The sequence below is a fragment of the Flavihumibacter stibioxidans genome (genome assembly GCF_014332695.1).
GTDB lineage: Bacteria > Bacteroidota > Bacteroidia > Chitinophagales > Chitinophagaceae > Flavihumibacter > Flavihumibacter stibioxidans.
This window is the reverse complement of sequence record NZ_MBUA01000027.1, coordinates 196,337-221,545: the sequence shown is the minus strand read 5'-3', so window position 1 is coordinate 221,545 and position 25,209 is coordinate 196,337. Positions and strand designations below refer to the sequence as shown.

Here is a 25,209-nt window from a genome sequence, read left to right as displayed (position 1 = left end):
CGCCGGGACGGGGCGCAAATATAAGGATTGCCGGACCGCTCTGCCAACCGACCAATTAACTATATGTCATTTTTAGGATAGTATTACCGCCAATTATGGTCAATTTTGGCAGTGGCATCATACTTGACCTATACCCCTTCCACCTCCGGAATGATTAAAAACAGGCCGGAAGTGTTATTTTGTCATATCAACAGATGATTATGAATCAATCGACCTTTTTTCTGAAGCCGGAAGACGAAATGGATTTTATTCCGATCATACCCCTTAATGAACACGACAGCGATGACAGCCAGGACCTGGTTATTCCGGCTGACCTTCCAATATTGCCTTTGAGAAATACTGTTTTATTCCCCGGTGTCGTATTACCCATAACCGTAGGAAGGGATAAGAGTATCAAGGCCGTGAACGATGCCTACAAGGCTGACAAACTGGTAGGTGTACTTGCCCAGAAAGACAGCAATGTGGAAGATCCCGGCACCGCAGACCTGGAATCCATCGGTACCATAGCCAAAATTGTAAAACTGATCAAGATGCCCGATGGGGGCACTACGGTGATCATCCAGGGCAAACGACGCTTCCAGTTGAAATCATTCACTTCTGAAGACCCTTATTTCAGGGCCCATGTTGAATTGCTGGAAGAGCAGGCAGCACCGGAAGATGAGAATTTTGCTGCCTATATTGATAATATCAAGGACCTGGCAAACCAGATCATCCAGTTGTCGCCGAATATACCGTCAGAGGCTGCCATCATTCTGAAAAATATTGAGAACCCGGCCTTCCTGATCCATTTTGTTTCCAGCAACCTGAACACTGAACTGGGTGAAAAGCAGAGCGTACTGCAGACAAATGATATTGTTGAGAGAGCCGAGCAGCTGATGCAGTTGCTGCAGCGGGAATTGCAGTTCGCGGAACTGAAAAACAAGCTGACCAATAAAACAAAGACCGAGCTCGACAAACAGCAGCGGGAATATTTCCTGCAGCAGCAGATGAAGAGTATCAAGGAAGAACTGGGCGGCGATACCAATGAACTCGAGATCAAGGAAATGAAGAAAAAGGCGGAGCAGAAAAAATGGAGTGCCGCCGCCAAAGACATGTTCCAGAAAGGTATCGAAAAACTGGAAAGGATGCATCCTTCCACCCCCGACTACTCCGTGGTGTACAACCACCTCGATCTGATGCTGGACCTTCCCTGGGAAGACTATACGGATGACAAGTACGATCTGGTGCATGCAAAGGAAGTGCTGGACCATGATCATTACGGGATGGACAAGATCAAGGAACGCATCCTGGAATATATTGCCGTTTTGAAACTGAAGGGTGACATGAAAAGTCCGATCCTTTGTTTCGTAGGACCTCCGGGAATCGGTAAGACCTCTCTCGGCCGCAGCATTGCCAGCGCCATCGGTCGCAAATATGTAAGGCTTAGCCTGGGTGGACTGCACGATGAAAGTGAGATCAGGGGGCACCGCAAAACCTATATCGGCGCCATGCCGGGTCGGATCCTGCAATCCATCCGCAAGGTGAAATCATCCAACCCGGTAATGATCCTGGATGAGATAGACAAGGTAGGTGCCGATCAGCGAGGCGACCCTTCCTCTGCCCTGCTCGAAGTACTTGACCCTGAACAGAACAACACTTTCTACGACAACTACCTGGAGCTTGAATATGACCTGAGCAAAGTGCTGTTCATCGCCACGGCCAATAATATCAATAATATCCAGCCTGCCCTGCGCGACCGTCTGGAGATCATCGACCTCAGCGGATATGCCGTGGAGGAAAAGGTGGAGATCGCGCGCAGGCACCTGGTGCCCAAGCAAAAGGAAGCACATGGCCTGGCAAAAATGAATTTCCGTATCAGCGACAAAGTACTGGAAAAGATCGTGGAGGATTATACCCGCGAAAGCGGTGTGCGCGAGCTGGATCGCCAGCTGGCTTCCATCATGAGGGCCCTTGCCAAAGAATTCGCCATGAATGGCAAAGTGAAACAAACCGTTGCCTTGGCAGATGTGGAGCAGATCCTGGGCAAACCGAGATACAGCAACGAGATCTACAAAACAGCCAACATGGCCGGGGTGGCCGTTGGTCTGGCCTGGACCTATGTTGGGGGTGACATCCTCTTTATTGAAACCACCCTCAGCGAAGGCAAGGGTGAACTTCGACTGACCGGCAACCTGGGCAACGTGATGAAGGAAAGCGCCAGTACGGCACTCACCTACCTGCAGGCCAACGCACGTAAACTGGGCATTGACCCTGAACTTTTCCAGAAAAGAAATATCCATATTCACGTTCCGGAAGGCGCCGTTCCGAAAGACGGTCCGAGTGCAGGGGTAACCATGCTGACCGCACTGACATCAGCCTTTACAGGCAGGAAAGTGAAACCCTATCTTGCCATGACAGGCGAGATCACCTTACGCGGACAGGTGCTGCCCGTGGGTGGCATCAAGGAAAAAGTGCTGGCAGCCAAAAGGGCCGGACTGAAAGAACTTGTGCTTTGCTGGCAGAATGAAAAGGATGTGGAAGAAATCGACCCAAATTTTATAAAAGGGTTAAACTTTCACTATGTAAAAACAATGCAGCAGGTGCTGGACCTGGCTTTAGTATAATATTTTAAACAAACCAACCGCATCATTGTAAATAATAATGAATGAATTATTTCATGTTGGTTGTTTTAGGGTTAATGATCCCCCATTTCGATGGGGGATTTTTATTTAATTTACCGCCCTAACCATTTTACCCCCTAATGAAATGCCGGCTGATCATTTTACTACTTTGCTCCTTCCTTTGGAGCCGGGGCCAGAACGCCGGCGGAAACGCTGTATATAATTTTTTACGGCTGCCAGCCGGCAGCCTCCACACAGCACTGGGAGGTGAAAACATCAGTGTTATAAGCCGGGATATTACAATGGTTTACCAGAACCCCGGCCTTTTAAGGCAGGAAATGCACGGGCAACTGGGACTGGTTTTTTCTCCCCTGCCGGCCGGAGTGAAACAGATTCATCTTTCCGGCGGATTGCACAGCCGGCAAATCAATACCAGCTTCGCGGCAAGTGTGCAATACCTTGATTATGGAAATATCAGCCGAACGGATAATTCCGGCAATGCGGCAGGCCACTTTAAACCCCGTGATTATATTACGCAATTGATGGCAGCCCGACGATATGGCAACCGATGGTTTTATGGTGCCGCAATAAAATTTATCAGATCTGAATACGATATCTACCGGTCAAGCGCAATCGCAATGGATATTGGGGTGAATTACTACGACAGCAGCAGAAACCTTCAATTCGGTCTGGTCATGAAAAACATGGGGATGCAGTTGAGTGCTTATACAGGGGAAGGAAATGACAATCTCCCTTTTGACCTGCAACTCGGTTTTACCAAAAGGCTGGAAAAAGCTCCCCTGCAATTTTCGGTAACAGCAAGGGAATTACACCGCCTGGTTTTATATAAGGCCGACAGTTCAGGGGGCTTTGATCATATCATGCAACATTTTGTATTTGCTGCACAATTATTTATCGCAGACAAAATTGAACTGTCGGCCGGTTACAATCATCTGAGAAGGAAGGAATTGCTGATACCCAATACGGCCAATGGCCTTACCGGTTTTTCCATGGGACTCGGCATCATATTACCCCGCCTTCAACTACGCTATGCCCGCGGCTTTTACTCCAACAGCAAAGGCGCCAACCAGTTGGGACTGAATATAGACCTCGCCCGCTGACCGTTCAGCATTCGCGGTTATTACAGGTAATTCAGGTTTGTTTTGGGTGTTAATGTCAGCAGGGTTTCATACATCAGTTGTATGGTCTGCTCAATATCGTTTTTATGCAACATCTCCACGGTTGTATGCATGTAACGCAGCGGAATGGAAATCAACACAGAAGGGCAACCGTCATTGGCGTAGGCAAATGAATCGGTATCGGTTCCGGTACTGCGGCTCACGGTGCGCATCTGCAAAGGGATTTTTGCTTTTTCAGCCACATCCTGCACCAGGTTCAGCAATTTGTTGTGGACAGCCGGACCATAGGTGGGTGAAGGCCCCTTGCCACAAACCACATCACCTTCGATGATCTTGCTGATCATCGGGGTGGATGTATCATGGGTTACGTCGGTGATGATGGCTATATTGGGCTTGATCCTGCGGGCGATCATCTCTGCGCCGCGGAGTCCAATCTCTTCCTGCACGGCATTCACCACATATAAGCCGAAGGGTAGTTTCTTTTTATTTTCTTTCAGTAACCTGGCAACTTCCGCGATCATGAATCCACCGATACGGTTATCAAATGCCCGGGCGATATAGTAACCGTTTGCCAGTTCATCAAACCCATCCTGGTAGGTAACCACCGCCCCCACATGGATACCTAGATCTTCTGCCTCTTTCTTACTGCGGGCACCGCAATCGAGAAACAGGTTATCGACCTTGGCTGCAGGTTCTTTCTGTTCCGGATTTGACAAACGGGTATGAATAGCCGGCCAGCCGAACACCGCTTTCACCAGTCCTTTTTTACCGTGAATGAATACCCGCTGTGATGGAGCGATCTGGTGATCGACCCCACCGTTGCGCTTCAGGTAAAGCAGGCCCTCCGGGGTAATATAATTAACAAACCAGCTGATCTCATCAGCATGGGCCTCGATCACCACTTTGAAAGGGGCATCGGGATTTACCACTCCCACCACCGTGCCGTAGGGATCAACAAAATGGGTGTCCACATATGGTTTGATATAGTTCAGCCACACTTTCTGACCTTCAGTTTCGAAACCCACAGGTGACGGGGTGTTGAGATAATTCCGCAGAAACTTATGAGAGTTTTCAGTGAGTAAACCGGTCGCTTTTTTTTCTGATTTGCTTTTGGCCATTTCCTTACTTTTTATCGGTTAAAGATAAAGATTAGATGCTTCCAACGATTACCAGGAAGGCCTGCAGCAGCATCATGCCATCCACCCCGGCCAGGTAAACATAATCGTTGTTGATTTTTTTGCTGAATTCCATTATCCATTTGGTCAGCAGGGCAGATAAGAGCATGGCATTAAAATATGGAAACTGGCCGGTTCGGACCAGTTGCCAGACGGACAATGCCAGAAACACCAGCAACAGCAGGTCAGCCAGCCGGTAGGATTTTTTTATTCCCAGCCGCACCGGGATGGTGCGGATGCCTGCCGTGGAATCGGATTCCTGGTCGCGGATATCAAAAAGCAGGCATAACACAAACATGAACACAAAGCGGCGCAGAAAAACCAACCAGTAACTGGTGGGATCAATGCCTGCCTGGTCAGCAGGAAACCAAACGGTAACGAGGGTCCATTCAAGAGCAAGTAGGCTGATTTTCAATATACCGTGATCTTTTAACCTCTTTTTATAAAACGGTAATAATGGAAAAGAATAAAGGGATGCCAATACCGCCAGTACCAGCAGGACGATGAAATGCCGCGATTCGAGCCGCCACACTGTGGTGAGCATCACCAGGAGTCCGGTGGCAAGCAAAACCCTTTGGACCTGCCTGTTTCTATGGCTCCATTCCTGTCGTACAGAAGGGAAACCTGTTTCCTGTTTAAAAAAATAATGCAGGTTGTATTGTGCCAGACAGGCTCCGAATACAAACAGGTAAAAGTTAAGTGAATTGAAAGGCAAACCCAGCAGTATACTGGTCTCCATGCATAAAGCAACTGCGCAAACCGCGATAAAAACAGACCCGAATAAAAGGAAATCGAAAAATCTGCGCATGCCCAAATTTACTGCCCAAGCAATACAATTGGCCCTGAAGAAATAGTGTCGCTTACATTTCCTGCCTTATCTCTCAGGGCAATCCTGAAAATGAGGGTATCATTTTTATCGAGAGTGCCCTGGTCCCGCACAAAATCCTTGTAATAACCAAACCTGGGAAGTCGCAGTTGAATTTCCCCTGAATTCTTTTCTGGGAAACTAGGTGTACGGTCGTAGGCCGGGGAAGAAACGGGACCGCCGACCAGGTCGCGTACATTCAGGTAGAAGGCCTGGTAATAGATGGCGGAATCCACGCCCGACAAATCACCTTCCTTATCAGTGAATTCAAGGGATATGCTGAACAGGGCTTCGTTATCGGCTGAAACAATACTGGTATGTTCCTTTACTTCAATACTTGGTTTGGTATTGAATTTATCTTTGTTGCATCCAGCGAGTATAGCCGTGAACAGTAAGACGGGTACCAGTTTCCTAATCATAAAGCATCTATATTGTGAACGAATTTATCAACAACCCGCTGATTAACCTAACATGCGCAGCGAATTGATTCATAAAATTTTCTCAATGTCCGGTGCTGGTGACGACCTGGTCCTGGATGTTTTCCGCTACCAATATGAGAACAATGATGTGTACAAAGGGTTCTCGGATGCCATTGGGCTTACCCCCCGTAACGTAAAGGATATTACCGGTATTCCATTCCTGCCTATCCGTTTCTTCAAAAGTCATGCTGTTCAGACAGGGAAATATGAGCCGGAAGAATGGTTTGAAAGCAGCGGCACCACAGGCACTATTAACAGCCAGCACCTGGTCAGGTCGCTGGACCTGTACCGTAAAAGTTTCACGGAGGGATTTCGCTGCTTTTATGGTGAACCCCGCGACTGGTGCATCATCGGCCTTTTGCCGGCCTATCTCGAAAGACAGCATTCCTCCCTGGTGGTGATGGTGGATGAACTGATAAAGCTGACAGGCCACCCCGACAGCGGGTTTTACCTGTATGATTACGGGAAACTCGCCGACACGCTTGGCAGGCTGGAAGGATCCGGACAGAAAACACTGTTGATTGGGGTCACTTTTGCCCTGCTCGATTTTGCCGAACAATTCCCGATGCCATTGCGGCATACCACAGTAATGGAAACCGGCGGCATGAAGGGGCGGCGCAGGGAGATCACCCGGTCTGAACTGCACGATGTCCTGGCAGGAGCCTTCAATGGGGCATCCATACATTCTGAATATGGCATGACCGAACTCCTATCCCAGGCTTACAGCGGGGATAACGGGCTTTTTTATTGCCCGCCCTGGATGAAGGTACTGCTCCGGGAGGAAGATGATCCCCTGACAATCGTCGCCCAAAGTTCACCCGTCGGGTGCCACCCGACGGGTGGCACCCGACGGGTGAACGGGGTCATTAATGTGATTGACCTGGCCAATATTGATTCCTGCAGCTTTATTGCCACTGATGATATGGGTAAAATGGATACTGATGGCGGTTTTGAAGTGCTGGGCAGGGTGGATAATTCAGATATCAGGGGCTGCAGCCTGATGACCATATAATTTTTTTTGCCCGAAAGCAGCATAACCGTATAACTGGCAGTCTTATTTATCCGGCAGGTGTTATCAGCCTACCAACTGACCAAATCTTACTGCTTATTTGCTTACCAGCCACTTACCGGGGACTAATTAGTTCCCGGTTTTTCATTTGGGCAGTGCCGGCTCAGCTATTCCAGATTTCATCGTCCGTTAACCGGTAAATCTCCATGATATCTTTCAGTAGTTTTGGAAAATCGAGTTTCAGGTCAATCAATTCGCCTGTGTGAAGGTCAAATACCCAGCCATGAACTTCCGGGTAACCTGTTTTGATATAGGCTTTTTGCAGGCTGGCCAGTTTGAGCACATTGATACACTGCTCCTGGACATTCAATTCGACCAGCCGGTTGTACCGCAATTGTTCATCATTGATGGCATTTAACTCATTCCGATGCATCCGGTACACATCACGGATATTACGGAACCAGGGATTCAGTATCCCCATATCGACCGGCTGCATGGCAGCTTTCACCCCGCCGCAATTATAATGCCCGCAAACAATGATATGTTTTACGTCCAGTGACCTGATCCCATAATTCAGGACAGTCATTACATTCAGATCTGTGGCGTTAACCAGGTTGGCCACATTCCGGTGTACGAAAACTTCACCTGGATTTACCCCCATGATCTCTTCAGCAGTTACCCGGCTGTCACTGCACCCGATGTACAGATAATCCGGGTTCTGTTCCCTGGCGATCTTATCAAAAAAAGCAGGATCTGAGGCCTTCCTTTCGGCCATCCATTTTTTATTGTTTTCAAATATCTGGTCGTAACTAGTCATGTCCAATATTACTGTATAAAAATCTCATCCAAAAAAATCCAGCCCCGTTCCCCTTTGCCACGATGCCATTTGGGCAACGAACTCACCTGCTTCACCACCAGTTTCAACGCTCCCATCTTCCGGGCCGGGAAATTTATGGTATAATAGGATTCATATGCTGCCGTATCCCGGGCAGGTTGTGGTGGTTTTAGTGAACCGAGCAGTTTCATCTCTTCCCCAGCCAGGCCTCCCCATAACTGGATCTCCGTTGGCGGCATGATATAACTGCTCACATCCACCAGTCCGCTCAGGGTAACAGAATGCAGTTCCCTGGCCTGGTTCAGGTTCATGCGCAAATCCATCGCTTTTTCCTTATAGCCAATGATTTTACCGCTCCTGAAATTCAGGTCGCTTTTCACCCCGTCAAAAAGGGTGGCAGCAAGATTTCCTTTATACTGCGGGTCAGGGAGTGTGAGTAAGCGCAGAGAATCAGGACGTAATCCCGCCTCCAGGAAATGCCTGGTTACCGCTTCACTGCCGGTCCAGCCCTTTTTAAAAGCCCTTGCTTTAAAAATCATGGTCTGGTCAACGATCATCCCAGGTTTGAAAACAGGGGAACTGATGCTGTCAGGCTCTGTCCCATCTGTGGTATATCGGATCTCGGCTCCTTTTATAAAATGTTTCAGTTCCAGCACAACCGGTCCGCTGATAATGCGCTCTTCGTTTTGGAGAATGGGTGGGTTGAGCCGGATGCTGACACTGTCGCCCCGGTAACCAGTTTCAATAACTGTTCCGGCATAGGCTTTCTGAAGCTCTGGTAAAGCGGAGTTGTCCACCCCGGTGTTCCACAGAAAGATTTTTTTTACTGGCAGGCGATGTTTCAGGAGGCCGGAAACGGTCACCGCGGTTCCGGACAATGAAAGCTCCCTTAACTCCTTTAGCGATTGCAACACCTGCAGTCCCGAATCGCTGATATTGGTAAAGGATAAGTTCAGGTAACGCAACCTGGCAAACTGCAATATCTGCTGCAGGTCACTGTTTGTAAGCGGCATATTTGCCAGGTTCAGCGAAATCAGCTGGGGGCCGACTTTTTGCAATTCTTCTACCTGAACAGGACTGAATTGCGCTGCCCCGAAAAACCGCGCTTCCAATGCCGGCGAACCAATTGCAACCGGGCTTACAACCCGGTAATGATTGTTAAGTTGCTGAACGGTGCCCGGATCCGCCGCTTCAAACGTATATGTTTCATCTGCACCTGACTGAAAAAGATGTGTCGTGAGTAGCCGTAAACTATCAGCGGGATCCAGGTCTGCCAGTTTTTTATCCATAGGACTGCCGGATTTGATCCAGTGAAAGAGGATGGCTGTTTCTTCCGGTGTGAGCTGCGGTTTGCCTTTGGGTGGCATATGTTTTTTATCTTCAACGGGCAGGTGTAAACGCCGAAGCAGGAGTCCGTAATCTGCCGCAGTTGTATCCCACAAAACACCGTTCTTCCCCCCTTTCAGGATGGCAGCAGAGGTTGCCATCACCAGTTCTCCTTTTGCCTTACGCGGATTATGGCAGCTATTGCATTTTTCATCAAGCACTGGTTTAATAACATGATCAAAAACCATGGCGTCTTCCAGTGCAACCACTGGCTTTGCCTTGTTATCCTGCACCGGGGCAAAAAGAAAGTCCTCGCCATGGGTAAGGCCTGCACCCTGGTGACCTGTAACCACCAGCAGCGACAATGCGGCAGCCGAACCGATAAAAAGGAATTCCCTTTTTTCACGCAATTTGTTTCTGGCAGCATACCAACCCATCATAACCAGGGATAACAGGATACCACTCCATTTATGCCAGGCTACGGCATCGGGATCATAGCCTTCTTCCCTGGACAGCAGCAATCCCATCAGAGCGCTGATGCCGGTTGTAAACGAAGTCAGTAATATCAGCTCGTTGGCCAGTGGTGATTGCTCCCTGACCGACAAAAGTTCCATCACGACCACCAATACCACCATCGCAATGGGGAAATGTAAAACCAATGGATGCATCCTCCCTGCCACCTGCAGCCATGACGGGATCACGAGGTAATATTCGGCCAGTGCAAAAAACAGGAGAAGTATGTTGCAGGCAAAGACAAGGTTAAAAAGAATCGTTTTCCAGTTACGCATTAACTTATTATGTCTTTTACCACCTGGCCGGCGACATCAGTAAGCCTGTACCGGCGCCCCAGATGCTTGAAGGTTAGTTGTTCGTGATTCAGGCCCATCAGGTGAAGCACCGTTGCATGAAAATCGTTTACATGAACCGGATTGCTGGTGATATTATAACCATATTCATCCGTTTCACCATACACACCGGGTTTTACTCCGCCTCCGGCCATCCAGATGGTGAAACAGCGGGGATGGTGATCCCTGCCGTAATTATCTTTTTTCAAGGGGCCCTGGCAATAGTTCGTGCGTCCGAATTCGCCGCCCCAGATCACCAGTGTTTCATCCAGCAATCCCCTTTGCTTCAGGTCTGTGATCAATGCCGCGGAAGCCTGGTCTGTATCGAGGCATTGCCCGCGGATTTCACCAGGCAGGTTACCGTGACCATCCCATCCCTGGTGATATAGTTGAACGAAGCGCACCCCATTCTCAGATAGTTTTCTAGCCAGCAGGCAATTAGCGGCATAGGTTCCGGGAACCATACAATCGGGTCCATAGAGTTTCACAATCGATTCAGGTTCCCTGCTGAGGTCGGTTACTTCCGGCACGGCGGTTTGCATGCGATAAGCCATTTCATATTGCTGCACTTTGGCATTGATCTCGGGATCACCGAACTGCCTGAAATTTTCTTCGTTTAATGCTGACAGTTGGTCCAGCATTTTCCTGCGGTCGGTCTTATTTATGGCCTCGTGATCGTTGAGGTATAAAACCGGATTTTCACCACTACTGAACTGGACACCCTGGTGTACTGAATCGAGAAATCCATTGGTCCAGAGTTTGGAATAAACCCCCTGCCCGTTTCCCTTTCCTTTGGACAACAGCACACAGTAAGCAGGAAGGTTCATATTCTCGCTGCCCAGGCCATAGCTCAGCCAGGCGCCCATACTGGGACGGTTTCCCACCTGCGCGCCTGTCTGGAAAAAAGTCAGCGCAGGATCGTGATTAATAGCTTCGGTGAACATGCTTTTAATGATGCAGAGGTCATCCACCACACCGGCAGTGTGGGGAAGCAGTTCACTGATCCAGGCCCTGGCCTGACCATATTGGGAAAAATCAAACAGGGAGCCTGCCAGTGGAAATTTTGTCTGGTCTGCAGTCATACCGGTCAGCCTTTGTCCCATCCGGATTGATGCCGGCAACTCCTTTCCGAACTGCTCGCGCAGAAGCGGTTTGTAATCGAACAGTTCCAATTGCGAAGGAGCTCCATTCTGGAACAGATATATGATCCGTTTTGCCCTGGGGGCAAAATGCGGAAGGTGCTGAATAATCTCCTCCTCCTTCACCCTGCCGCTGAAAAGATCCGGGATCAGGAGTGACCCCAATGCCACACTGCCAACGCCCAGACTCAGTTTCGACAGAAAGCGCCGGCGGTTCATATTCAGGTGATGCTGCAATACTTCTTTTTCCATCTTTATGATTTTACAATGGCCTCTTCCAGGTTGTACAGGAGGTTGATGGTCTTCATCATTGCTGCCAGCAAAGACCTGTCGAGACTGGTGTTCAGGGGGTATTCACCCACTTTCAAAGTGGCTTCCGCATTGAGTTGTTTCTTTTCAAACAGTTCCAATTGCTGCGAAAAATACTCCTTCAGCATGTTCAGTTCTTTTGAAGTCGGTTTCCGGCAGAGTATCCGCCTGAAAGCATTTTCCATATTCGCATATGCATCTTTGTCAGCCTCCAGCAATTTCTGGGCAAAAACCCTGGATGCCTCCAGTACCGTAGGATCGTTCATCATGGCAAGGGCCTGCAAGGGGGTATTTGTCTGCAGTCTTTTTACCTCACACTGATCGCGGTTGCTGGCATCAAATAATATCATGGAAGGGGGTGGCACAGTGAGTTTTATAAATGTGTACATTCCCCTGCGGTAAAGGTCCGCGCCTTTATCCTGTTCGTAGGTTGCCAGCACCCCGCGACCTGATGTGGCACTTTCCCACAAGCCATCCGGTTGATATGGTTTCACGCTTGGCCCGCCAATAACGGGCACCAGCAGTCCGCTGGTCGACAGTACCATATCCCTGATGAATTCCGCTTTAAGACGATTCCGGGGAGCTCTTGAATAGTAAATATTTTCCGGGTCCTTCTCCAGGGCTTTTTTTATCACCCGGGCCGATTGCCTGTAAGTGGCGGAGCTGACCAGTTGTTTAACCAGTCGTTTGATATCCCAGCCGTTCTCCATAAAGTCAACCGCCAGCCAGTCGAGCAATTCAGGATGCGATGGCAATTCACCCTGCATACCAAAATCGCCACTGGTTTTTACCAGCCCCTTGCCAAAAAATTCTTGCCAGACCTGGTTTACAAACACCCTTGCAGTAAGCGGGTTATTTTTATCAACGGTCCATTTTGCCAGTCCCAGCCGGTTCCGGGGAAGTTTCACCGTATCGTATTGCATAACGGCTGTAAGGGCAAGCGGACGAACCTGCTCAGCCGGCTGGTCATATACGCCCCTGTTCAGCACAAAAGTTGGACGGATCGTATCACGTTCACCCATAACCGAAATTGTCAGTTCCCCGGTATCCTTCCGGTTAATAAAGGATAGTGTATTCCGTAATTCCACGTCCGATAATTTCAGTACAGGCGCTTTGGCCGGTTTGGAAACGGACACATCTCCTTCGTACCCCAATTCATAGGTATTGTTAAAGAAGGCAAACAAACTGAAATAATCCTTCTGCGAAATGGGGTCATATTTATGATCGTGGCATTGTGCACATTCAGCAGTAAGTCCGAGTATGGATTTTGTATAGGTCTTTGTTTTATCTAGCACGTATTCAATCCGGTACTCTTCAGGAATCACCCCGCCCTCTTCCGTGTATTTATGGTTGCGGAAAAAGGCAGTTGCCAGTACCTGCTCTTTGGTGGCACCAGGAAGCAGATCACCCGCCATCTGCCAGGTGAGGAACTGGTCATAGGACATATTTTCATTAAAGGCCTTGATCACCCAATCGCGCCAGGGCCACTGCGTGCGGATATTATCATCCTGGTAGCCGTAACTATCGGAATACCTTGCCACATCGAGCCAGTGAACTGCCATTTTCTCCCCATACTGTGGGGATGCCATCAGGGTTTCCACTGCCTTTTCATATGCATTGGAAGATTTGTCGGCCAGGAACTGGTCCATCAATTGTTCTGAAGGCGGCAGTCCGGTGAGGTCAAAAGCAACCCTTTTGAGTAATCTCTCCCTGTCGGCTTCCGGGCTGGGTTCGAGGCCTTTTTCTTCGAGTTTGGCCAGAATAAAATAATCGATTTCATTCCTGGCTTCCCCGGGACGATCAATTTCCGGGAGAGAAGTTTTCTTTGGTGCCAGGAAAGCCCAGTGCGGCTCATATTTGGCACCCTGCTCGATCCATTTGCGGAACAGGGCTATTTCATATTCGTTCAAAGTCCCCAGGTGCGAATCCGGAGTTGGCATCTGGTAGTCAGGATCGACAGAAATGATGCGCCGGAACAATTCGGATTCATCCGGTTTTCCGGGCACCAGCGCGAAAGCGCCCCTGGTTTCCTTCAGGGGGGCATAGGCAAATTCAGGCAGGTCCAGGCGAAGCCCGGCTTCCATTTTATTCAGGTCCGGGCCATGGCATTTAAAACATTTGTCAGACAGTACCGGCCGGATATGAAAATTATAACTGACGGTTGGAGGAAGTTTATTTTGCCCCTTCTCATCCCGGTTCATACAGGCATGATGAATCAATGCCATGCCCAGCAGTGTAGTCAGTACAAGCAATTGTTTTTTCTTCATAAGCAAGGAGAGCAAAGACTCCTTTAAATTTAATTGATTCCTGTCAGACCCGACCAGGTCATGAATATTTTTCTTTGCAGGGGTGTTGGGGTGCTGAATTTCCTGATCTGGTAATTCCGGCGAAACCGGGTGGATGCGATCATCGGAACAGAAAGCGGTTTGCTGCTTTTAAGGACACCGAACTTAATTATATCGCCGGGAAGGTATTGGCCACTCATTTCCTGCAGTGCATCTTTGCCCGCCGGTAATCCATTTATAGACAGGATAGCTGTTCCCGGCGCCAGGCCTGCTGCCCAGGCGGGTGAATTGAAATCAACGCTGCTAACAAAAAGGGTATCATTCCTGAAATTTGTTTCCAGTCCGACCCAGGCACCGGCAATTTTTTCAGCGGCTGTGTCGATATCCAGTCCGGCATAGGAGAAGTATTTTTTATAATCAGGCTGCTTCACCGTATATACATAGCCGAAAAACTCTTCCAGTGAAGTGCCGGCAAATTTTTCGCAGGTCGCCCTGAATTCCGTTTCGGTATAGCCCCTGCCCTGCCTTTTATAGATATCATTGTAGAGCCTACGCATTACATCGTCCAGCGAGTACCGGTTGGATGAATGGTGCCTGATGGCAAAGTCAAGCATAATGGCCAGGATGGGACCTTTCTCATAGTAGGAAACGGTTTTATTGAATGCATCACCGGTTCTTCCGAAAGGTCCGTCGGACCAGGTATCATAACTGGCCTGCGTAACCGATTGAAAGAGCCTGCCGGGCTTTGCTTCAAAAGCCGCGATATTGGCCCGGAAACTTTCAATTAATTCTTCTTCCGTCATAAGCCCGGCCCTGCGGACAAGGAGTTCGTCGTAATAAGCGGTAACTCCTTCCGCCACCCACAGCATATTGGTACGGCTGCCATGATCATAATCAAAGGGGCCCAGTTCAACAGGGCGGATCCTTTTGGCATTGTAGTGGTGAAAATATTCATGTGCGAGGAAACTCAGCATGCGCAGGCGGCCGGCCCTGTTGTCAAGCCCCCTGCCACTGAAACTGACTGCTGCAGAGTTCAGGTGTTCGATGCCCCCCATACCCGGACCAATACCCAGGAAACTATAGGATTTGAAGGGGATATCTTTCATCATATCCACCGAAACTGATACAATTTTTCTGAGGTCGGCCATCAGGGCCGCCTGATCAAGTTCACCGGGCTGGTGGGCAAGGAAATAATGTGGTACCCCCTTTACACTGAAGGAGGGGAATTCAACCAGGTTACCCATCAGGATCGGGCTGTCGTACAATACATCAAAATCAGGGGCGGTAAAGCGATGCCCGTCACCAGGCAGTTTATCCAGGCCGGTGGCAACCGTTTTCCAGCCGGGGTAAGGTGCCACCGCAACTTCAACCGGCTGGTTGAGCCTGCCTGCCAGGTGCAGAAACGATCCGGTCGGGGCAATAAAAGCATGATCACCGTCAATGAAATTGGTGGCCACGAAATTCCTGCCAGCCTTCACCCGGTAAATGATTTTCAGCATTTGTTCATTACCGTTATACACTCTCCAGGTATTGTGATCAGCCTTTTCCCACCTGACCGTATCGGTTCCTGCCGAGACCCTGAAGCCTTCCACCTGGTCGGCGTATGGCAGCACCTGGTAATAACCCGGCATCCATACCGGCATGCTGAAATCATTATAGCCAGGTGTGAGATTGTTACAGGTCAGTTCCACCTCGTACAGCTTCCGTTCGGGCTCGCTGACAGACACCCTGAACCTGAAATGGTTGTTGACGGACTGGGCCAGGAGGCAGGAAGAAAACAATAATAATAAGGGAAGAAGTATCTGCTGCTTTACAAACATTGAATTGAATTTGAACAGTTGAAAAATCAATCCTTAAAGTAAGTAAAATGAAATTGATGCAGCAGGCAAATTATTGCCCCGGTTCACCGGATTTTAACCGGCAAGCCATGGCGCAGGCTAATGAGATACAGGCTGAACTCCTGTAAACGATCAGGCGGATTGGCGGATGATCAGTTCTGCTTCCATATTTACCTGTGTGACCTTGTTGTTCTTCTCGATACTATCCAGCAGTATATTGGTAGCCAGTTGCGCCATTTCACACAGGGGCTGTTTCATGTAAGTGATGGGTGCATAAAACAGGTCCAGCGCCTCCGATTCATCAAATGAAATGATGGCCAGTTCATCGGGCACTTTTATGGAAAGCGAATTGATCAGTTTTACTGCGCTGTTGGCAATATAGCTGGATGAGAGAAGCAGGGCATCCACCGGTTGTTTGCCTGCCAGCAGTGCGGTTACAGCTCGCTCTATTGCCAGTTCGGAATTAACCAGTGCCACTTCCTTTAACCGGCCCTTCAGGATGGGAAACTGTTTGTCTTTTAAGGCGGCCAGGTAACCCCTTTTTCGTTCATTGAGGTGATGCAACTCCGTGTCATAGGCAACCATGCCAATATGTTTCCGGCCTTTTTCCAGCAGGTAGTTGACGGCTTTATAAGCGGCACCGAAATTATCCAGCGCCACATAATTGGTATGCAGTTTCGGGAAGTAACGGTCCACCAGCACAAAGGGGATATTATTATCAATCAGGTAGTGAAGGTGTTTTTCCATTTTGGCGCCGGCAGCTATGATCAGTCCATCCACCTGGCGATCCAGGAAAGTATCCATCAGTTTCCTGAATTTATCCTGGTATTCATCTGAGCTGCCGATGATAACTGTATATCCCTTTTTATCGGCTTCGTCCTCAATGAAGCGGGCCAGTTTTGAAAAAAACGGGTTGGAAATATCCGCGACGATCAGGCCGATGGTCTGGGTCTTCCTTGTTTTCAGGCTGCGGGCGATCTGGTTTGTCCGGTAATCCATTTCATGGGCCACTTCCCTTATACGTTCAGCCACCGCTTTACTGATGCGGCCTTCTTTCTTGTTATTGAGGACATAGGACACCAGGGCCGTTGAAACGCCAACTTTCTGGGCAATATCTTTTAAGGATGCTTTTTTTTTCATCTGGCCTTTCAATCGTTGTGATGACATAAAATTAACATTTAATCGATTAAACCAAATTAACCACTTTAATAATTGATTATCAATTAAGTACATTCTATAACCTAACCGATAAAGATTTTTGGCTGCCTACCGGAGATTTATGCTGTGGCACAGTATTTGGCACTGTTTAATCGTTTAAACAAAAACAACTATTTTTGCCGTTCAAACACTAAAAAATTTCAACTATGAATACGCCCAAATATATCGGACTCATTTCATCTGAAACCAGCCAGCTTCCGCAACAGCTCAGCACCGGAAGCATCCAGAATGGTTACAGGCTGAAGAAAGTCTTACCCTTTGAAGAATTGTCAGCGGGACTTGCAGCATCCAGGTATCCCGGCGCAGAGATCGTTGACAGTCTCAGTGATATCATCCACGACGACAGCATCGAGCTGGTACTGGTTGCAGGCAAAGGCAGCGGCCAGCCTGCCCTGGTCAAAGAGGTCATGGATGCCGGCAAACACGTCCGGATATTATAAACTTAACACACACACATGAACACAGTAGTATATCCTCACATCTCAAAAAGAAAAGCTTATGTAGCACTTGCCAATAAAAACGATCAACCAACACCAACAACCGAAACAAACGCAAGCAAAATGACCAATGACCAGCCGGGCGTCGAAAAGCCCATAAAAAAAGGATTGTTCTCTTCCATGAAACCAAGTCTCCTGACACTGACACTGGGAGGTTTTGCCATCGGCATGACTGAATTCATGATGATGGGCGTACTTCCTGATGTGGCCAGTTCACTGGCTGTCACCATTCCCACGGCAGGGCATCTTATTGCCATCTATGCACTCGGGGTAGTGATCGGCGCACCGCTGATGGTGAGCCTCGCTGGAAACTATCCCCCAAAAAAAGTACTGATGGGACTCATGCTGATGTTCGGTGTATTCAATGCACTTTTTGCCATGGCACCCAGTTATGAATTGCTGATGATTACCCGGCTGATGTCGGGACTTCCGCATGGCGCCTTCTTCGGTATGGGCGCGGTGGTGGCCAGCCGCCTGGCAGAACCCGGAAGGGAAGCGAGAGCCGTTTCCGTCATGTTCGCGGGATTAACCATCGCAAATATCATGGGGGTTCCGCTTGGTACCTATATCGGCCACAACCTGAGCTGGAGACTTTCCTTCGTGATCATCGCCGTTATCGGGCTACTCGCCGCGGCCAGCATCAAACGATGGATGCCTTCTTTGGAAACATCCGGCAGCAGCAGTTTCCGGAACAACCTGCAGGTATTTAAAAAAACAGATTTCTGGATCATCATAGGAATTTCGGCTATTGGTACGGGTGGACTTTTCGCCTGGATCAGTTATATCGCTCCCCTCATGACCGAAGTGGCAGGATTCAGCAGCAACTCCATAACCATTATCATGATCATCGCAGGCCTGGGAATGGCTGTAGGTAACTTTATGGGGGGCCGCCTCGCTGACAAGTTCTCGCCCCTCAGGACTACCGCCATGTTATTACTTTCCATGATCCTGGCACTGATGATCGTAGCCGCCGTAACAAAATTCCAGGTGGCAGCCATCATCATGACATTCATAACCGGCGCCCTTGCTTTTGCCGTGATCGCACCCATGCAGATGCTGATCATTAATGCAGCAAAGGGCTCTGAAATGATGGCATCCGCCTCACTGCAGGCCAGCGCCAATATGGGCAATGCACTGGGGGCTTATCTAGGCGGATTACCCATTGCAGCCGGATTCGGTTATACATCACCGCAATACGTTGGAGCGCTGCTGGCATTTTCAGGATTTCTATTTTGCGTTTTACTGGCCTGGAAGTACAAACAGGACAGGAAACTTGTTCCGGAGTGGCAAAGAATTAATTAATCAATATTCAGTAGATTGAAGGATGAATAAAATCATCCTTCTTTTTTTTGTATTCATAACTGCCCTGCAGGTTACAGGGCAAAAAACGGTGCCGAAAAAACATTCAGGCAACCCTCTATTTCCTGGCTGGTACGCAGATCCTGAAGCAGTGATTTTCGACAGGGAATACTGGATATTCCCAACTTTTTCTGCCCCATATAACCAACAGGTTTTCTTTGATGCCTTTTCATCAGAAGATCTGGTAAGCTGGAAGAAACATTCGCGCATACTGGACACCTCTGCCATCAAATGGGCCAGCAGAGCCCTCTGGGCACCTGCAATCATTGAAAAAGACCAGAAGTATTTCCTTTTCTTCGGCGCCAACGATATCCAGAGCGACCAGGAAAAAGGAGGGATCGGAGTGGCAATTTCTGACAATCCCGGCGGACCATACCGCGATTACCTCGGAAAGCCCCTGATAGACAGGTTTCATAACGGCGCACAACCTATAGACCAGTTTGTCTTCCGGGATGATGATGGCAGCCACTACCTGTATTACGGCGGCTGGAGACATTGCAATGCAGCCAGGCTCAAAGACGACTTCACCGGATTTGACCCCTTCCCTGATGGCAGCATTTTCCGTGAAATCACACCAGAGAATTATGTGGAAGGCCCGTTTATGTTCAAAAAGAATGGCAGGTATTATTTTATGTGGTCGGAAGGTGGATGGACCGGCCCCGACTACAGTGTTGCTTATGCCATCGCCGATTCACCCCTTGGACCTTTTAAAAGGATCGGAAAGATCCTGCAGCAAAACCCTGCCATCGCCACCGGTGCGGGACACCATTCAGTAATATCAATTCCCGGCAAGGACCGGTATTACATCGTTTACCACCGGAGACCCCTAACCGAAAAAGACGGCAATTCCCGTGTCACCTGTATTGATGAGCTGTTGTTTGATGAAAACGGCCTGATCAAACCGGTTGTCATTACCCATGAAGGAGTGAAAAAACAAAAGATCCGGTAGCCCATGTAATGCCATTATTTCCACTCAAACTGGTGTGTACCGGCAGCGAGGTGAATCTCCTTTTCTCTCTGCACTCCACTACCGGAGGGCAATCTTAGTGTAGCACTGGCATTGGGCGGGATGACAACCTTATACAGCAGTTTCTTCCCCTTTCTTGTCCAGCCCGAAATAATTTCCCCGTATGGCGATTGATGAATGGCCTCGAACCGGTCCAGAGTGGCAGGAAAATTCGGTGCCAGCATAATATGCCGAAAGCCTGGTGAGTTTTCATCTGGTTTGATACCACCCAGGCCTTTATATAACCAGGCCCCGATTTCACCAAACATGATATGGTTCATGGAAATGTCTGACTTGGCGTCAATGGGCCAGTTCTCATACAGAGTGGTTGCACCATTCTTAATCCACCATCCCCAGGAAGGAAAACTGTCGCGTGTGGCCAGTTTGTAAGCCAGCTCTGCATAGCCGTTATCACTCAGGGCATTCAGGATAGTTTTGGTACCAAGCAGTCCAACATCTATTTGACCACCATCTGCCTCCACCCTTTTGGCCAGGTTGGCTGCCACCTTTTGCTTCCTTTCTTCAGGCACCAATCCCCAGTGCAATGCAACACTCAGCTCCGTTTGAAGACCTGTTCCATAGATCCCAGTCCCCGGATTGTAATATTTCGCATTAAAAGCGGCATATATTTTCCTTGCCAGCGTCTTGTACAAAAGATGATCTTCCTGCCGGCCCAGTAGTTTAGCGGCTTTCGAAAGGATTAGCGCGTCTGCATAGAAATAAGCAGTAGAAGTAAACTCCACCGGTGTTTTTGATTTAACAGGCACCCAGTCGCCCTGTCCCCAGGTGCAGATTCCATCCGGGCTTACAGAACTGAGGTAATCCACATAACGCCTGATATTTTCATAACTGCGCGACAAGAGGGTAGTATCGCCATAAAACAGGTAAACCTGCCAGGGGATGATCGCAATGCTGCTGGTCCAGTCCGGACCATTGCCCCATTCATATCCCCATCCGCCGGTCGGAATAATGGATGGCAAAACACCATTGGGCTGCTGTTCATCACGGTGGTCGGCCAGCCATTTCTCATAAACCGTGATGGCGTCAAAATTATACAGTCCCGTTTCGATGGCAATATGCGCATCGCCTGTCCAGCCGTTCTTTTCGCGCTGCGGACAATCCGTCGGGTAACCATACAGGTTAGACAGGTAGGAATTATTCGTGGCCTGCCATATCTTTTCAATGAGTGGATTGGATGCACTGATCTTTCCTGCAACCGGCACATCGCTGTGCACGAAATATGCTTTCAGGCTGCTGGTATCCAGTTGAATCGGATGGCTGGCAGCCACTTCTACATACTGGAATCCTTTGTAATTAAAGGAAGGCGTGAACTCCTCCTCCCCATTGCCTGAGAGAATAAATATATCAGTTTGAAAAGGATCGCTTTCGCCCGTTGGCCGATAGTGCACATCAATATTGGATAAATCAACCCGGCCATTCTGGTAAACCCTTTCGCCGTGTTTCAGCCTTATTACCGTTCCCGGTTCACCCTTAACCCTCAGACGGCTTACCCCTGCTATGTTTCTGCCAATATCAAACACATACACCGTATCATTAAATTTTCGCATATACCTCGCCGGTATCTCGACAGTGTTTCTGACGGGATGCATGGACTGGGCGACAATATTACCGGAAGGGGCTGATCTCAGCGTAACCGCCTTCCAGGCTGAATCACTGAACCCGGGCCGGTTCCAGCCAGCCATTACTTTGCGGGCATCATAATGTTCCGCAGTATAGATACTATTAAAAACCAGCGGGCCTTCGGCGCTTGTTTTCCAGTCCTTTCCTGTACCAAAAGTCTCCACAGTTCCATCAAGGTATTCGATCCTGATATCCATACAGAAGGCAGGCCTGGCCCGCCATGGCGCCTGGTGAAAATTCCACACTGCGGTGGATTGGTGATTATACCAGCCATTGCCCAATACCACACCCAGGGCATTCATTCCAGTTTGTAATTCCCTGGTGATGTCATGCGTAACATACAATGTCCTGCGGTCAAACCTGGTGTACATAGGATCAAGTCTGTGGTCACCTGCCCTGCTGCCATTGATGAATAATTCAAAGAGTCCGGCTGTGGCAATATAAGCACGGGCCGACCTGATCGCTTTTCGCAAGTGGAACTCTTTTCTGAAATAAGGAGCCGGCTTATGATCAATGCCGTTCCCGTCGCTGATCCAGGCACCGCGCCAGTGGCTGTTTTTCAGAAAACCTGTTTCAAAACTGGCCATGGGTGACCATCTATCCGCCAGACCATTCCTTTCCCATATCCTAACCGCCCAGAAATAACGGGTGAAGGGCTGCAAAGTTTTCCCTTTGTAGGTATACAACTGTTCGGAACCCTGTATTTTTCCACTGTTGTAAACCAAGGCTTGTTCCTGCAATAGGGAAGAATCGGTTGATACAACCAATTGAAAAGATTCCTGTCCCGCTCCGGGCCGCCTGTCCTTTATCTGCCAGGAAAAGCGTGGATTTTCACTGTCAATCCCTTTCGGATCAACCAGGTATTCTGTTTTAAGCTGAATAACTTCAACGGAGTCAACAATTCCTTTTCCGGGTTGTTGACTCAAAGTATTAAGAGGCAGATATGCTATGAAGCAGAATATAGGTAAAAAGCGCATGGTAAATATCATTGCCCGTTAAATTTAAGGAAACCTTCAGGTTTTAATCTTTTCCTTTGCAGGTATGTATTTTAAGACACATGAGATAAAAAAAATTGTATCATCAGGTTGCTTATTAATGGCAGCCTGCCTGGTATTGGGAATTTCCGCCAATGCGCAAAAGCCTGAACAGTTGAAAATAAAAATATCAGGCATAGTCAAAGATGCCAGGACCAGCGCTCCTGTAGCATCTGCGACAATCAGTTCTCTGACTGTAATCAGTACAGGCAGCAATACAACCGATACCATTTCCAATCTTTCCATCACAGACCAGCAGGGATATTTTCTGATAGTAGTGCCCGAAGGCAGCTATTCAATGCTCACGGTTTCTGCCATCGGCTTTGAACCCCTTGATCGTAAAATCAATTTTACCGCTGGCAGAAATGAAATAAATGCAGGTGATTTTATATTGTCAAATGAAGCCACCAGCCTGGCAAATGTCGTTGTGACAGCTAAAAAACCACTTATGTCTATCGGAGTGGACCGACGGATTTTCAATGCTGACGCCGCCATCACCAGCAAGGGCGGTAATGCGGTAGACCTGATGAAAGCTATTCCTTCCCTCTCGGTTGACATAAACGGCAATGTGTCTTTGCGCAACAGTTCACCACAAATCTTTGTAAACGGCAGGCCAACTATACTGACCCTGGAACAGATCCCTGCCGATGATATCGACCGGGTGGAAGTGATCACCAATCCATCTGCACGGTATGATGCAGGCAGCACGGGTGGCATCATCAATATCATCCTCAAAAAAAACCGGAAAGCAGGACTCAACGGTGTGGTATCTGTTGGGGCTGGTACGCCGGAATTGTTTAACAGCAGTTTGAGCCTTAACTACAGGAAAGGGAAACTGAATATTTTTGCCAGCGGAAATTACAACCAGTCGGGAGGCATTGCAAAGGGAGAAGCCAAAAGACAGAACAAGGACAACGGCATTATTACGGACTATTTCACCCAGCAGTCAGAAAGGGAAAGAACGCGCCGTTTTTATTCAGGTCGATTCGGCATGGACTATATGTTCAATGACTTCAACAGTATTTCGATCAGCCAGGGACTGGTGGATGGGAATTTCAACAACAACGAAATCCAGGACCAGCGATATTTTGACCTGAACAACCAATTGACCCAAACCGGACAAAGGAATACTGCAGATAAGTTTGGTTTTAACCGCAGCAATACCCAGGTGAATTATAAGAGGACTTACAGTAAGCCTGAAAAAGAGTGGACTGCAGACTTTACCTACAGTCGGGGCAGGAATGGTGGCGATGCCATTATCATCAACCAATTTTATGATGCACATGGCGAATTGAGCGGCACACCTAATCAGGTTAACAACTACTCAACAGGCACAGGCAATCAAATAACCATCCAGACTGATTATGTGAACCCTTTGTCGGAAAACAGCAAACTTGAACTGGGTGCCCGCTCCTATCACAATCTATCCAAAGACAAACTGGATGTATTTTCTGTAGATGGCAGCAACCAGCAAAAACTTCCCCTGAGTAACAATTACCGTTTCAGGGAAATGATCAATGCGGTATATGCCAATTATTCCAATAAAAAAGGCAAACTGGGATACCAGGGTGGATTAAGAATTGAACAATCTTCATTCAGGGGAGAATTGCTCGACAGTGCCAAATCCTTTGGTTATGATTATCCGTCCAAAGGAACAAACCTTTGGAATGCCGTTTTCCCCAGTCTTTACCTCACCTACGAACTTACGGAAGGCAATGATCTGCAGGTAAATTTTTCCCGGAGGATCAGGCGCCCCAATTTCTGGCAGATCAATCCATATGTTGATATCTCCGACCCGATGAATATCAGGAAAGGGAACCCCGAATTGCAGCCTGAATTCACCAATTCATTTGAGTTAAATTATAACCGCACTTTTAACACGGGCAACCTGCTTATTTCAGGTTATTTCAGGAACAATACGGAGGACATCACTTCCTATAGTGACACCATCAGCACTACTGACCTGCAACAGTTAGATAATGCAGCCATCGATCCTAATGCCATCCTGACCACTTTCATCAACGCCGACCGCACCAATCGCATGGGTGTGGAACTGACCTGGCAGCAAAGGATTGGAAACAGTTTTGATTTCACTCCCAATTTTAATGCGCAATACCGGGATGTAAAAGCCAGGGTGAATGGGCTCAACCTGGGCAATACGGGATTTAACTGGAATGCCAAACTCATGGCCAATTATAAGGTGATCGATCCCGACAGCCGTTTCCTGAATAATTTTTCCTTCCAGGTATCGGGTGAATACGAATCACCGCGCGTGATGCCCCAGGGAAAGCAGAAAGAACAGTATTATGTTGATTTTGCCATCCGGAAAGACTTCCTGAAGGATAATGCCGGCACCCTTACTTTCAACGTAAATGATTTGATCAATACCCGCCGATTCGGCAGCATAACCGATACGGAGAATTTCTACCAGGATTCTTATCGCCGCTGGAACGTAAGAACAGTGCGCCTCACTTTCAGTTACCGGTTTGGCAAAAATGATTTTGACCTGTTCAAAAAGCGGGATGGTAATGGCGGGAATGCAGAAGATGAGCGAGGGTAGACAACTGAGTGAAAAATGTTGAAAACTTTGTTTTCATAATCCGGAATATG

The 25,209-nt window shown here is 48.4% G+C and carries 17 protein-coding genes; 7 read left to right on the top strand and 10 right to left on the bottom strand.

Features of this window, described 5'->3' with window-relative positions; translation table 11 throughout:
- The first annotated feature begins 200 nt into the window (after positions 1 to 200).
- A complete protein-coding gene (gene lon, locus BC349_RS14790; RefSeq protein ID WP_187257548.1) occupies positions 201 to 2,603 on the top strand; it encodes an endopeptidase La in 2,403 nt (800 codons plus the stop codon).
- Between the two features lie 137 nt (positions 2,604 to 2,740).
- Positions 2,741 to 3,721 carry a type IX secretion system protein PorQ gene (gene porQ / locus BC349_RS14785; RefSeq protein ID WP_187257547.1) on the top strand — a complete coding sequence of 327 codons (981 nt, stop codon included), beginning with the start codon at positions 2,741 to 2,743 and terminating at the stop codon, positions 3,719 to 3,721.
- A gap of 20 nt (positions 3,722 to 3,741) precedes the next feature.
- Here the strand turns inward: porQ and BC349_RS14780 are convergent, their stop codons facing one another.
- The 3 genes from BC349_RS14780 to BC349_RS14770 are packed head-to-tail and all read right to left on the bottom strand — an operon-like array spanning position 3,742 to position 6,198.
- Entirely contained in the window at positions 3,742 to 4,857 is a 1,116-nt protein-coding gene (locus BC349_RS14780) for a M42 family metallopeptidase (RefSeq protein ID WP_187257546.1), read from the bottom strand.
- 31 nt (positions 4,858 to 4,888) lie between these two features.
- On the bottom strand, positions 4,889 to 5,722 hold the full coding sequence (locus BC349_RS14775; protein ID WP_187257545.1) for a UbiA family prenyltransferase: 834 nt from the start codon (positions 5,720 to 5,722) through the stop codon (positions 4,889 to 4,891).
- Between the two features lie 8 nt (positions 5,723 to 5,730).
- Positions 5,731 to 6,198, bottom strand: coding sequence for a hypothetical protein (locus BC349_RS14770; RefSeq protein ID WP_187257544.1), 468 nt, complete (start codon positions 6,196 to 6,198; stop codon positions 5,731 to 5,733).
- A gap of 85 nt (positions 6,199 to 6,283) precedes the next feature.
- Between BC349_RS14770 and BC349_RS14765 the strand changes: the two genes are divergently transcribed.
- On the top strand, positions 6,284 to 7,270 hold the full coding sequence (locus tag BC349_RS14765; protein WP_246456976.1) for a long-chain-fatty-acid--protein ligase: 987 nt from the start codon (positions 6,284 to 6,286) through the stop codon (positions 7,268 to 7,270).
- Between the two features lie 160 nt (positions 7,271 to 7,430).
- On the opposite strand, the gene BC349_RS14760 is transcribed toward BC349_RS14765, so the two are convergent.
- From BC349_RS14760 to BC349_RS14735, 6 genes are all read right to left on the bottom strand, one after another.
- Positions 7,431 to 8,084, bottom strand: coding sequence for a carbonic anhydrase (locus BC349_RS14760; RefSeq protein ID WP_187257542.1), 654 nt, complete (start codon positions 8,082 to 8,084; stop codon positions 7,431 to 7,433).
- Between the two features lie 8 nt (positions 8,085 to 8,092).
- Positions 8,093 to 10,216: an FN3 associated domain-containing protein gene (locus tag BC349_RS14755; protein WP_187257541.1), complete on the bottom strand. Its 2,124-nt coding sequence runs from the start codon at positions 10,214 to 10,216 to the stop codon at positions 8,093 to 8,095.
- Positions 10,216 to 11,664 carry a DUF1501 domain-containing protein gene (locus tag BC349_RS14750; RefSeq protein ID WP_187257540.1) on the bottom strand — a complete coding sequence of 483 codons (1,449 nt, stop codon included), beginning with the start codon at positions 11,662 to 11,664 and terminating at the stop codon, positions 10,216 to 10,218. The genes BC349_RS14755 and BC349_RS14750 overlap by 1 nt, the downstream gene beginning before the upstream one ends.
- 2 nt (positions 11,665 to 11,666) lie before the next feature.
- Positions 11,667 to 13,988, bottom strand: a complete 2,322-nt coding sequence (locus BC349_RS14745; protein WP_187257539.1) for a PSD1 and planctomycete cytochrome C domain-containing protein — start codon at positions 13,986 to 13,988, stop codon at positions 11,667 to 11,669.
- 29 nt (positions 13,989 to 14,017) lie between these two features.
- Positions 14,018 to 15,826 carry a M61 family metallopeptidase gene (locus BC349_RS14740; protein WP_187257538.1) on the bottom strand — a complete coding sequence of 603 codons (1,809 nt, stop codon included), beginning with the start codon at positions 15,824 to 15,826 and terminating at the stop codon, positions 14,018 to 14,020.
- Positions 15,827 to 15,976: 150 nt separating this feature from the next.
- Positions 15,977 to 17,011, bottom strand: coding sequence for a LacI family DNA-binding transcriptional regulator (locus tag BC349_RS14735; protein ID WP_246456975.1), 1,035 nt, complete (start codon positions 17,009 to 17,011; stop codon positions 15,977 to 15,979).
- A 197-nt stretch (positions 17,012 to 17,208) separates the two neighbouring features.
- Here BC349_RS14735 and BC349_RS14730 point away from each other — a divergent pair, with 197 nt between their 5' ends.
- Genes BC349_RS14730 through BC349_RS14720 form a run of 3 tightly spaced genes read left to right on the top strand, consistent with a single transcriptional unit; the run spans position 17,209 to position 19,867 of the window.
- Positions 17,209 to 17,502: a hypothetical protein gene (locus tag BC349_RS14730; RefSeq protein ID WP_187257537.1), complete on the top strand. Its 294-nt coding sequence runs from the start codon at positions 17,209 to 17,211 to the stop codon at positions 17,500 to 17,502.
- 15 nt (positions 17,503 to 17,517) lie between these two features.
- On the top strand, positions 17,518 to 18,861 hold the full coding sequence (locus BC349_RS14725) for an MFS transporter (RefSeq protein WP_222840192.1): 1,344 nt from the start codon (positions 17,518 to 17,520) through the stop codon (positions 18,859 to 18,861).
- 22 nt (positions 18,862 to 18,883) lie between these two features.
- Entirely contained in the window at positions 18,884 to 19,867 is a 984-nt protein-coding gene (locus BC349_RS14720; protein WP_187257536.1) for a glycoside hydrolase family 43 protein, read from the top strand.
- 14 nt (positions 19,868 to 19,881) lie between these two features.
- Here BC349_RS14720 and BC349_RS14715 read toward each other — a convergent pair whose 3' ends face one another.
- Positions 19,882 to 22,491: an alpha-L-rhamnosidase gene (locus tag BC349_RS14715; protein ID WP_246456973.1), complete on the bottom strand. Its 2,610-nt coding sequence runs from the start codon at positions 22,489 to 22,491 to the stop codon at positions 19,882 to 19,884.
- A 169-nt stretch (positions 22,492 to 22,660) separates the two neighbouring features.
- Between BC349_RS14715 and BC349_RS14710 the strand changes: the two genes are divergently transcribed.
- Complete coding sequence (locus BC349_RS14710; RefSeq protein WP_187257535.1) at positions 22,661 to 25,159, top strand: TonB-dependent receptor; 2,499 nt, start codon at positions 22,661 to 22,663, stop codon at positions 25,157 to 25,159.
- Positions 25,160 to 25,209 lie beyond the last annotated feature (50 nt).

Excerpts from the sequence above, each read along its gene's own strand:
- lon (WP_187257548.1), top strand. The coding sequence starts at position 201 with ATGAATCAATCGACCTTTTTTCTGAAGCCGGAAGACGAAATGGATTTT.
- porQ (WP_187257547.1), top strand. The coding sequence starts at position 2,741 with ATGAAATGCCGGCTGATCATTTTACTACTTTGCTCCTTCCTTTGGAGC.
- BC349_RS14780 (WP_187257546.1), bottom strand. The coding sequence starts at position 4,857 with ATGGCCAAAAGCAAATCAGAAAAAAAAGCGACCGGTTTACTCACTGAA.
- BC349_RS14775 (WP_187257545.1), bottom strand. The coding sequence starts at position 5,722 with ATGCGCAGATTTTTCGATTTCCTTTTATTCGGGTCTGTTTTTATCGCG.
- BC349_RS14770 (WP_187257544.1), bottom strand. The coding sequence starts at position 6,198 with ATGATTAGGAAACTGGTACCCGTCTTACTGTTCACGGCTATACTCGCT.
- BC349_RS14765 (WP_246456976.1), top strand. The coding sequence starts at position 6,284 with ATGTCCGGTGCTGGTGACGACCTGGTCCTGGATGTTTTCCGCTACCAA.
- BC349_RS14760 (WP_187257542.1), bottom strand. The coding sequence starts at position 8,084 with ATGACTAGTTACGACCAGATATTTGAAAACAATAAAAAATGGATGGCC.
- BC349_RS14755 (WP_187257541.1), bottom strand. The coding sequence starts at position 10,216 with ATGCGTAACTGGAAAACGATTCTTTTTAACCTTGTCTTTGCCTGCAAC.
- BC349_RS14750 (WP_187257540.1), bottom strand. The coding sequence starts at position 11,664 with ATGGAAAAAGAAGTATTGCAGCATCACCTGAATATGAACCGCCGGCGC.
- BC349_RS14745 (WP_187257539.1), bottom strand. The coding sequence starts at position 13,988 with ATGAAGAAAAAACAATTGCTTGTACTGACTACACTGCTGGGCATGGCA.
- BC349_RS14740 (WP_187257538.1), bottom strand. The coding sequence starts at position 15,826 with ATGTTTGTAAAGCAGCAGATACTTCTTCCCTTATTATTATTGTTTTCT.
- BC349_RS14735 (WP_246456975.1), bottom strand. The coding sequence starts at position 17,011 with ATGTCATCACAACGATTGAAAGGCCAGATGAAAAAAAAAGCATCCTTA.
- BC349_RS14730 (WP_187257537.1), top strand. The coding sequence starts at position 17,209 with ATGAATACGCCCAAATATATCGGACTCATTTCATCTGAAACCAGCCAG.
- BC349_RS14725 (WP_222840192.1), top strand. The coding sequence starts at position 17,518 with ATGAACACAGTAGTATATCCTCACATCTCAAAAAGAAAAGCTTATGTA.
- BC349_RS14720 (WP_187257536.1), top strand. The coding sequence starts at position 18,884 with ATGAATAAAATCATCCTTCTTTTTTTTGTATTCATAACTGCCCTGCAG.
- BC349_RS14710 (WP_187257535.1), top strand. The coding sequence starts at position 22,661 with ATGGCAGCCTGCCTGGTATTGGGAATTTCCGCCAATGCGCAAAAGCCT.